A 9,397-nucleotide genomic window follows, 5' to 3' on the forward strand; every position below is an offset into this window, starting at 1 on the left:
ATCAGGTTCAATTTAGAAAAGACATAAATCTGTAAAATCGATATAATACTTTTTCGATGGAAATAAATAAACATTTCTTAGTAGGCATATTTGATGATCAGGACGTATTGCTCAGTGCTGTGAAAAACATCAGGGCAAAAGGGATCAAAATCTATGAGGTATATAATCCTTATCCAGTGCACCATTTGGAAGATGCGCTAGGTTACAAAAGATCAAAAATGCCAGTAGCTGCCTTTTTCTTTGGCATGTTAGGAACAACTTTGGCTATTTTGATGCAAACCTTGATGATGGGCGTAGATTGGTCTATGATTATTGGAGGTAAGCCTTTTATTGCAGTTCCAGCATTTGTGCCTGTTACATTTGAGCTTACAGTATTGCTTTCTGCTTATGGAATGGGCTTCACGTTCTTTGGGACACAGAAGTTGTATCCTCACAAAGTTCCAAGAATATTTGACAGAAGAAGCAGCGATGACAAGCACGTAATGGCTATCGACTTGGGAAAAAATAGCATGAGCGAAGCAGAAATAAAAGCAGCATTGACTGACGTAAAAGCTGAAGAGGTATATAGGAAAGATTTTACAGATGAGGAAAACGATCCTAACTTCATCAATTATGCTGTTGATTTGTTTACCAACGGCGTAACTAGCTCAAGCCGCAAGCTTGCTAACGATTAATTAATTGATTTTTTAGGTTCCAGACTACGAGGAAAGTAAATAATAAACGAATGAAAATCTTGGGTAAGAAAAACATATTCTTTGCCGTCATTATTTCGACAGTCATTATCGGTTGTAAAGCTGACGGAGATAACCCTGGGGTAGAATATGCTCCACAAATGTACCATTCAATACCTTACGAGCCTCTTTCTCAGATTACTGAGGAAGGCATACCTGACGGTATTATAAGTTCTAGCTACTACTTAACCAATTCTTTGCCTTACAATGATTATAAAGGTGAGAAGTCAATGAATGTATTGAAGCCAGTAGAAGGAACTGTAGCTCGTCAGAACTTTACAAGTGTTTCTGGTTCTAATGTTCCTGAAAAAGGGCAAGAGCTATTGGTGTACAAACTGCACAAAGATAGTGTTGATTTGGCGGGTAGGATTTTGAAAAACCCAGTACCTAATACAGAAGATATAGTAGCAGAAGGAAAGCAATTGTACTTGAGCTATTGTTCCCCTTGTCATGGTGCTACAGGCACAGGCGATGGTAAAGTAGGTGCAGTATATAAAGGTGTTCCTAATTATTCGGCTGGTAGGTATTCAACATTACCTGAAGGTCATATTTTCCATGTAATAACACACGGAAAAGGAAGGATGTGGGCACACAAATCACAATTGAACCCAGAAGAACGCTGGAAAGTAGTTCGTTACGTACAAAAGCTTCAAAAGGGAGAAAAATAGTATTAACTAGCATCGATCGATGCTTTAAAAAAATATTTGCGAAAAATTTACAATTGCAAAATTTCATAAGATGGCAGCTGAGATTCACGACATTGATGAAAAATTTGTTTTTACACCAAAATTAAAGAAAACCATATTTACGGTTTTAGGAATTGGTGTAGCAGCTTTGGTGATAGGGATGTTGATAGCAGCCTTTGGAGGAGGACATGCTGAGCATGCCGCCGAAGGAGGAGAGCACCACGCATTCCACTGGACTACTAAGCTATGGGCAAGTATGTGGGTAAACAATGTTTACTTTACAGGAATTGCACTAATTGGTATATTCTTCGTGGCTATCCAGTACATTGCATCTGCAGGTTGGTCAGCTTCTATTCTTAGAATTCCAGCAACCTTTGGCTATTTCTTGCCAGTAGCATTTGTGCTCACTTTGATTGTTTTTGCGATTGCTAATCGCGATTTATTTCACTGGACTCATACCTATTTGTATGATAAGACTAGCCCAGAGTTTGATAGTATACTATTTGGTAAAAGAGGATACTTCTTTATTCCAGGTGCTGAAGAAGCTTCGCATATTCCATACTTCTATTATTTGAGGTTGGTTGCTTTTTTTGCTATTTGGATGATAATGTTCCGTTTGATCAGAAAAGAAACCTTGAAAGAAGATGTGAATGGTGGAATAGGTCACTACAAAAAATTAGTGAAGTTCTCAGGAGCATTCCTAGTTTTCTTTGGATTGTCATCTTCAGTTGCTGCTTGGGACTGGGTAATGTCAATTGATCCGCACTGGTACAGCACCATGTTTGGATGGTACGTGTTTGCTAGCTGGTTTGTGTCTGGTCTTGCTGCTATTACTCTTATCTTGGTATTGCTCAAAGATGCAGGTTACTTAAAAATAGTAAACGAAAACCACTTGCACGATATGGGCAAGTTCGTATTTGCCTTCAGTATTTTCTGGACATATATCTGGTTCTCTCAGTTCCTTCTTATCTATTATTCAAACATTCCAGAAGAAGGTATCTATTTTGTAGAAAGGTTGAAAAGTGATATTTATTCTAAGTACATATTCTTGAACTTGATATTTAATTTCTTCTTCCCGTTTTTAGTATTAATGACGAGAGATGCGAAAAGGAAGTCCATCATCCTCAAGGTAGTTTGTATAGTTGTACTAGTAGGTCACTGGTTTGATTTCTTCTTGATGGTTCACCCAGGTACATTGAAAGAGAATGGTGGTTTCGGTTTCATGGAAATCGGTTTGACAATGATTTATTTGGCAGTGTTTGTTTATATTGCATTGAATCAATTGAGCAAAGTGCCATTGATAGCTAAAAATCATCCAATGTTAGAAGAATCTATTCATCACCACACCTAGGATTTACAGTTTTTTAGGATGAATTAGAACAATAAGATATAACACCGCTTTTTATAATAAGAAAGACTAACAAAGGGAAGGGCATGACTAACTTCCCAAATAATCTAAAATTAATCAACTAGAATTACTCAACATAAATGACAGCCGTATTACTCATCACCGGAGGTATATTGTTTGTGGCTATTCTTGCCCTCATTTACAGGATTTTTACCCTAATTGGTATTGCCAGAGATGAAGACAAGAAGCGAGCAGGTCTCAGCAATAAAGTGAACGCATTCCTTTTTCCACTTATGCTAGTAGTGGGATTCATCGCAATTATTTGGTATTCAGGCATTGCTAAGGAATATTTTCTTCCTGAGGCATCTTCGGTACATGGCAAAGAAATAGATTCATTGTTTTGGTGGACTATGGCTGTAATAGGTGCGGCCTTTGTTATTACTCATATCTTACTTTTCATTTTCCCATTCAAATATCAATACAGCGAGAAAAGAACCGCATACTTTTACCCACACAACGATAAGTTGGAGTTGGTTTGGACATTGGTTCCTGCGGTAGTGATGGCTGGTTTGGTAATTTCAGGGTGGTTTGTATGGTCAGATATTACTAGCGATGCTCCAGAAGACTCTGTTGCTGTAGAGATCATGGGCAAGCAGTTTAACTGGCAAGTGAGGTATGGAGGGAAAGACGGGCAAATTGGTCGTTATGACTTTAGAAAAATTGATGCTACTAATTCAATGGGTGTAGATTTTAGAGATCCAAGTAGCCTTGATGATTTTATCCCAAGAGAAATTCATGTTCCTAAAGGTAAAAACGTTGTGTTGAAAATCAGATCTCGTGATGTTCTTCATAGCGTATTTATGCCTCATTTCAGAATCAAGATGGATGCCGTTCCTGGTATGCAAACTTCTTTTTGGTTTACTCCAACTAAATCAACTGCTGAAATGAGAGCTGAACTTGGTGATCCTGAGTTCAACTACGAATTGGCTTGTACTGAAATCTGTGGTGGTGGTCATTTTGCCATGAAGATGAATGTAGTGGTTGATGAGCCAGCTGACTTTGAAAAATGGTATGCAGAGCAAGAAGCTTGGGCAGCCAAAAATAAAGAGTATTTGTCAACGCTAGACCTGCCAAACTTAGAACTTGCAGGGTTAGAATAAGCTTTCGCATTTTACTTAAAAAATCTCCAGAAATTTTAACATAAATCAACAATACATGTCTGCTGTAGATATAAATGTTACGGGTGCAGATGCTCACCACGATGATCACGAACATCACCATGGTGGTTTCTTTTCAACCTATGTATTTTCAACGGATCATAAAATGATCGCCAAACAGTACCTTATCACTGGTTTGATTTGGGCACTGATTGGAGGATTGCTTTCTGTAGTTTTCAGGATACAACTTGGTTTTCCTGAAGCCGATTTGAGCTTTTTAAAACCAATCTTAGGTCACTGGATTAATGAATCAGGTAAATTAGATCAGCAGTTCTATTTGGCTGCGGTAACGATGCACGGTACTATTATGGTATTCTTTGTATTGACTGCTGGTTTGAGTGGAACATTCTCTAACTTCCTAATTCCTTTGCAAATTGGTGCTAGAGACATGGCTTCTGGCTTTATGAACATGCTTTCTTATTGGTTCTTCTTTGCTTCCAGTGTTATCATGTTTACCTCATTGTTCCTTGAAACAGGACCTGCTTCTGGTGGATGGGTAGTTTACCCTCCTTTGAGCGCTTTGCCTCAAGCCATGCCAGGTTCAGGATTAGGTATGACTATGTGGTTGGTTGCTATGGCTTTCTTTATTGCATCCTCACTTTTAGGTGGTATCAACTACATTGCTACGGTAATTAACTTGAGGACAAAGGGAATGTCTTTCACTAAAATGCCACTTACCATTTGGTCATTCTTTTTGACAGCGGTAATTGGCCTATTGTCTTTCCCAGTTCTTTTAGCAGCAGCGTTGCTTTTGATATTCGATAGAAGCTTTGGTACTTCATTTTACCTCGACCAGATTTACATTGGCGGAGAGGCGTTGACTAACGTAGGTGGTAGCCCTCTTTTGTACCAGCATTTGTTCTGGTTCTTAGGTCACCCTGAGGTATATATCGTACTACTTCCTGCTTTGGGTATCACTTCAGAAATTATCTCGACCAATTCTCGTAAGCCGATTTTCGGTTACAAAGCAATGATTGGTTCAATGATGGGGATTACAGTCCTTTCGTTTATCGTTTGGGCTCACCACATGTTCGTATCAGGAATGAACCCTTTCCTAGGTTCTATTTTTATGTTCTTGACATTGATCATTGCGGTTCCTTCAGCGGTAAAGTCGTTTAACTACTTAACTACTCTTTGGAGAGGTAATATAATATTTACCCCGGCGATGCTTTTCTCAATCGGATTGGTTTCGTTGTTTATTTCAGGTGGTCTTACGGGTATTTTGCTAGGTAATTCAGCAGTTGATATCCAACTTCACGATACATATTTTGTTGTAGCTCACTTTCACCTTGTAATGGGTAGTGCATCGTTCTTTGGAATGATGGCGGGTGTGTACCATTGGTATCCTAAGATGTTTGGTAGAATGATGAATGCGAAGCTTGGTTACTTCCACTTCTGGGCTACTTTTATAGGTGTCTACTTGGTATTTTTCCCAATGCATTACATCGGTATTGCTGGTTTCCCAAGAAGGTACTATTCATTTACTAACTTCGATGCTTTCAATTCATTTACCGATCTGAATGCATTCATTAGTATTGCGGCTATCGTAACCGTATCTGGTCAGTTAGTATTTGCTTTCAATTTCTTCTACAGCATCTTTAAAGGCAAGCTAGCTCCATTGAACCCTTGGAATTCAAATACCTTGGAATGGACTACTCCACGTTTCCCTGGCCATGGCAACTGGGTAGGTGAGATACCAACTGTTTATCGTTGGCCTTACGATTACTCTAAGCCAGATGCTGACAAAGATGGTTATGGTGACTTTATCCCTCAGCATATTCCTTTATCTGACACTCCTGCATCAAACTTGCCTATGGAAAAAGAGATAGCTAAGTTTGAAAAAGAAGAGCTAGAAAAAGGTGAGGATAAGAAAAGTATAGAGACTCACGAGTAAGGAATAATACTCTAAGAATATATAATTGAAGCCTTTCCATTTTTGGAAAGGCTTTTTTTGTAATTGAACATCATCAGTAGGAAAGAATACATGTAAAAAAATCCCGAGCCAATTGGCTCGGGATTTCATGTTTCTATATGATTTAAGAAGAAGCTTTCTTAAACATCTACATTAGCATATTTGGCATTTTTTTCAATGAAGTCCCTACGAGGACCAACTTCATCGCCCATCAGCATAGAGAATAAGTGGTCAGCCTCTGCTGCAGACTCAATATCTACACGCTTCAAGTTCCTAAATTCAGGATCCATAGTCGTTGTCCAAAGCTGCTCTGGGTTCATTTCACCAAGACCTTTGTAACGCTGGATACCAACAGTCGATTCTTTGCCAGGTTCAACCATTTCCCTAATCATTCTGTCCCTATCGGCATCAGACCAGCAGTACATTTCCTTCTTACCTTTTTTGAGTAAGTATAAAGGAGGTTGAGCTATATATACAAATCCATTTTCTATTAATGGCTTCATATAACGGAAGAAGAACGTCAAGATAAGTGTACGAATGTGGCTACCGTCAATATCAGCATCCGTCATGATGATGATTTTGTGGTAACGAAGCTTTTCCATATTCAGCTCTTTTTCGCCATCTTCAGTACCAAAAGACACGCCCAGTGCGGTAATCATATTCTTGATTTCCTCATTGTCGTAAATCTTATGTTCTTGTGCTTTTTCCACATTCAATATCTTACCTCTAAGTGGTAAAATTGCTTGGAAGTGTCTGTCACGACCTTGTTTTGCAGATCCCCCTGCAGAGTCCCCTTCTACTAGGTAAACTTCACATACCGCAGGGTCTTTTTCAGCGCAGTCAGAAAGTTTGCCAGGAAGTCCGCTACCGCTAAGTACGTTTTTCCTTTGAACCATTTCCCGTGCTTTACGGGCAGCATGGCGGGCTTGTGCCGCAATAATTACCTTTTGAACAATAACTTTAGCTGCTTTAGGGTTTTCCTCAAGATAAGTAGCCAACGTATCGCTTACGGCAGAGTCAACCGCACCACTGGCTTCTGAGTTGCCAAGTTTGGTTTTTGTTTGCCCTTCAAACTGAGGTTCAGGCACTTTAACCGAAATTACAGCGGTAAGTCCTTCTCTAAAGTCATCTCCGCTAATATCTACTTTCAGTTTATCCAACATCCCAGACTTATCTGCATAGCTTTTAAGCGTTCTGGTAAGTGCTCTACGGAAACCTGCTACGTGCGTACCACCCTCGTGTGTGTTGATATTGTTCACATAAGAGTGCACATTTTCAGAATACGATGTGTTATAAAGCATGGCAACTTGTACTTGAATGCCATTTTTTTCTCCATCCATATCAATAGGATGTTCAAGCAGCTTTTGACGAGAAGAGTCCAAAAACTCAACAAATTCACTCAATCCACCCTCAGAGAAAAACTCTTCTTGAATAGACTCGCCATTTTCATCTTTTTGACGGTGGTCAATCAAAATGATTTTAATACCGGCATTAAGATAAGAAAGCTCACGAATCCTTGCCTCAACTGTGTCGTAATTGAATACGCCCACAGTAAAAATGCTTGTATCTGGCCAGAACCTTACAGAAGTACCGTGCGAATCGGTAGTACCTATTTCTTTAACATCGTACTGAGGAATACCAATTTTATATTCTTGTTGGTGTTTTTTACCGTTTCTCCTTACAGTGACTTTCAGGTCGGTAGAAAGTGCATTCACACAAGATACACCCACACCGTGAAGGCCACCAGAAACTTTATATGTGTCTTTATCAAATTTACCACCAGCGTGGAGAACGGTCATTACGACTTCAAGAGCCGATTTTTGTTCTTTTTCGTGATAATCTGTAGGGATACCACGACCGTTATCAGTAACTTCTACTGAGTTGTCAGTATGGAGCTCCACCGTGATAGTGTCGCAATAACCAGCCATGGCTTCATCAATGGAGTTATCTACAACCTCCCAGATGAGGTGGTGAAGACCTTTTATCCCAATATCACCAATGTACATCGCTGGTCGTTTCCTTACCGCTTCCAAGCCTTCGAGCACTTGGATGTTTCCCGCTGAATAGTTATTCTGGTTTTCTGCCATCTTGAATTTTTAGCTATTGTGTAAGTACAATTTTTGTCCTGCTTCCCAATATTTCTGATTCCTGAGGGAAGCTATAATCATTTCTTAAAAACTACTTTGTAAATAGTTGATTTTTAATGCGTTAAAATGAAATGTTTAGGCGCAAAACTCAACTTTTTTGAACGTGTAAATTTACGAAAAATTAATGGTATCAGCGAATAAAAACACTGATATATCATAGCTGATTTGACAGTTGAGAAGAATACCTGACAGATTGGCTAAAATGACTAAAACAGCTTGTTTTTTGGGGTAAAAGCAGTCTGTTTTTTGCCTTGATAATCAATTTGTTTCCGTTTTTATGTTGTTTTCTCTAAAATTTTGAACCGCTGGAAATATTCCGTCAAATTTTTTTTAGCTTCAAGCTATCAGCGAAAAAACATTCGAATAATTCTTAGAAATAGAAAAATGATATTGAACCTAAAAGGCAAAACAGCAATAGTATGTGGTAGCACGCAAGGTATAGGAAAGGCTTCGGCTATCGAACTGGCAAAATTAGGGGCGAGAGTAATACTTTGTGCCCGAAATGAAGCGTCTTTGCAAAAGACCATGAATGAACTCGATACAGCAGAAGAGCAGGTACATGGGTATATCGTCGCTGATTTTTCTGAACCAGCCGAGGTGAAAAGTGTGATTGACAACTGGGTATCTGAAAATGGAGGAGCGCATATTTTGGTGAACAATACGGGAGGACCTGCTGCAGGCTCTGTGCTTGAAGCTGACCCCAAAGCTTTTTTAGAGGCTTTTTCCGCACACCTTATTTGCAATCAGTACCTCGTGCAGGCACTTGTTCCTTACATGAAACAGGAGAAATATGGTAGGATTATCAATATCATCTCAACTTCGGTGAAAGCTCCTATTGTAGGTCTAGGTGTTTCCAACACTACCCGAGGAGCAGTGGCGAGCTGGGCAAAAACATTGGCAACGGAGTTAGCTGCAGATGGGATCACTGTTAACAATGTGTTACCAGGGCTGACAATGACAGGGCGTTTGCAATCGATTATAGATACTAGGGCGGAGGCTCAAGGGATAACTTCCGAAAAAATGGCTGAACAAATGAAAGCTGGTGTGCCGGCTAGAAGGTTTGCCGAACCCAAGGAAGTGGCAAATTCAGTAGCATTTTTGGCCACGCCTGAAGCTGCATTTATCAATGGAATTAACCTGCCTGTGGATGGAGGAAGTACTCCAAGTTTGTAATCTTTTTGGGACAATTATAACGAAAATATGTAGAGAATGAGATTGGGTATTTAGTATTTATACTCTAAGTCAATATGCTAAGGGCGAAGAGTTTTCTTTTGTATTAATATTGGTTTTTGTATGTATTTCAATATTAAATGTAATTTTTTTATAAAAATCAAAATATTATTTTATTGTGCATGT

7 protein-coding genes are annotated in these 9,397 nt (G+C 39.2%); 6 read left to right on the plus strand and 1 reads right to left on the minus strand.

What is annotated here, in order from left to right; all coding sequences use genetic code 11:
* Window positions 1-56 precede the first annotated feature (56 nt).
* The 5 genes from R9C00_04330 to R9C00_04350 all read left to right on the plus strand — a co-directional run bounded on the left by R9C00_04330 (window position 57) and on the right by R9C00_04350 (window position 5,876).
* On the plus strand, window positions 57-674 hold the full coding sequence (locus R9C00_04330; GenBank protein WPO36673.1) for a DUF3341 domain-containing protein: 618 nt from the start codon (window positions 57-59) through the stop codon (window positions 672-674).
* A 50-nt stretch (window positions 675-724) separates the two neighbouring features.
* Complete coding sequence (locus R9C00_04335) at window positions 725-1,399, plus strand: cytochrome c (GenBank protein WPO36674.1); 675 nt, start codon at window positions 725-727, stop codon at window positions 1,397-1,399.
* Between the two features lie 70 nt (window positions 1,400-1,469).
* Window positions 1,470-2,768, plus strand: a complete 1,299-nt coding sequence (locus tag R9C00_04340; protein WPO36675.1) for a quinol:cytochrome C oxidoreductase — start codon at window positions 1,470-1,472, stop codon at window positions 2,766-2,768.
* A gap of 137 nt (window positions 2,769-2,905) precedes the next feature.
* Window positions 2,906-3,925 (plus strand): cytochrome c oxidase subunit II, encoded by a 1,020-nt coding sequence (locus R9C00_04345; GenBank protein WPO36676.1) that lies wholly within the window; start codon window positions 2,906-2,908, stop codon window positions 3,923-3,925.
* Between the two features lie 55 nt (window positions 3,926-3,980).
* On the plus strand, window positions 3,981-5,876 hold the full coding sequence (locus R9C00_04350; protein WPO36677.1) for a cbb3-type cytochrome c oxidase subunit I: 1,896 nt from the start codon (window positions 3,981-3,983) through the stop codon (window positions 5,874-5,876).
* 158 nt (window positions 5,877-6,034) lie between these two features.
* On the opposite strand, the gene gyrB is transcribed toward R9C00_04350, so the two are convergent.
* Entirely contained in the window at window positions 6,035-7,981 is a 1,947-nt protein-coding gene (gyrB, locus tag R9C00_04355) for a DNA topoisomerase (ATP-hydrolyzing) subunit B (protein WPO36678.1), read from the minus strand.
* A gap of 444 nt (window positions 7,982-8,425) precedes the next feature.
* Here gyrB and R9C00_04360 point away from each other — a divergent pair, with 444 nt between their 5' ends.
* Entirely contained in the window at window positions 8,426-9,214 is a 789-nt protein-coding gene (locus R9C00_04360; protein ID WPO36679.1) for an SDR family oxidoreductase, read from the plus strand.
* Window positions 9,215-9,397 lie beyond the last annotated feature (183 nt).

The organism is Flammeovirgaceae bacterium SG7u.111 (genome assembly GCA_034044135.1).
Lineage (GTDB): Bacteria > Bacteroidota > Bacteroidia > Cytophagales > Flammeovirgaceae.

Coding starts and splice junctions, on each gene's coding strand:
- R9C00_04330 (WPO36673.1), top strand. CDS start 57: ATGGAAATAAATAAACATTTCTTAGTAGGCATATTTGATGATCAGGAC.
- R9C00_04335 (WPO36674.1), top strand. CDS start 725: ATGAAAATCTTGGGTAAGAAAAACATATTCTTTGCCGTCATTATTTCG.
- R9C00_04340 (WPO36675.1), top strand. CDS start 1,470: ATGGCAGCTGAGATTCACGACATTGATGAAAAATTTGTTTTTACACCA.
- R9C00_04345 (WPO36676.1), top strand. CDS start 2,906: ATGACAGCCGTATTACTCATCACCGGAGGTATATTGTTTGTGGCTATT.
- R9C00_04350 (WPO36677.1), top strand. CDS start 3,981: ATGTCTGCTGTAGATATAAATGTTACGGGTGCAGATGCTCACCACGAT.
- gyrB (WPO36678.1), bottom strand. CDS start 7,981: ATGGCAGAAAACCAGAATAACTATTCAGCGGGAAACATCCAAGTGCTC.
- R9C00_04360 (WPO36679.1), top strand. CDS start 8,426: ATGATATTGAACCTAAAAGGCAAAACAGCAATAGTATGTGGTAGCACG.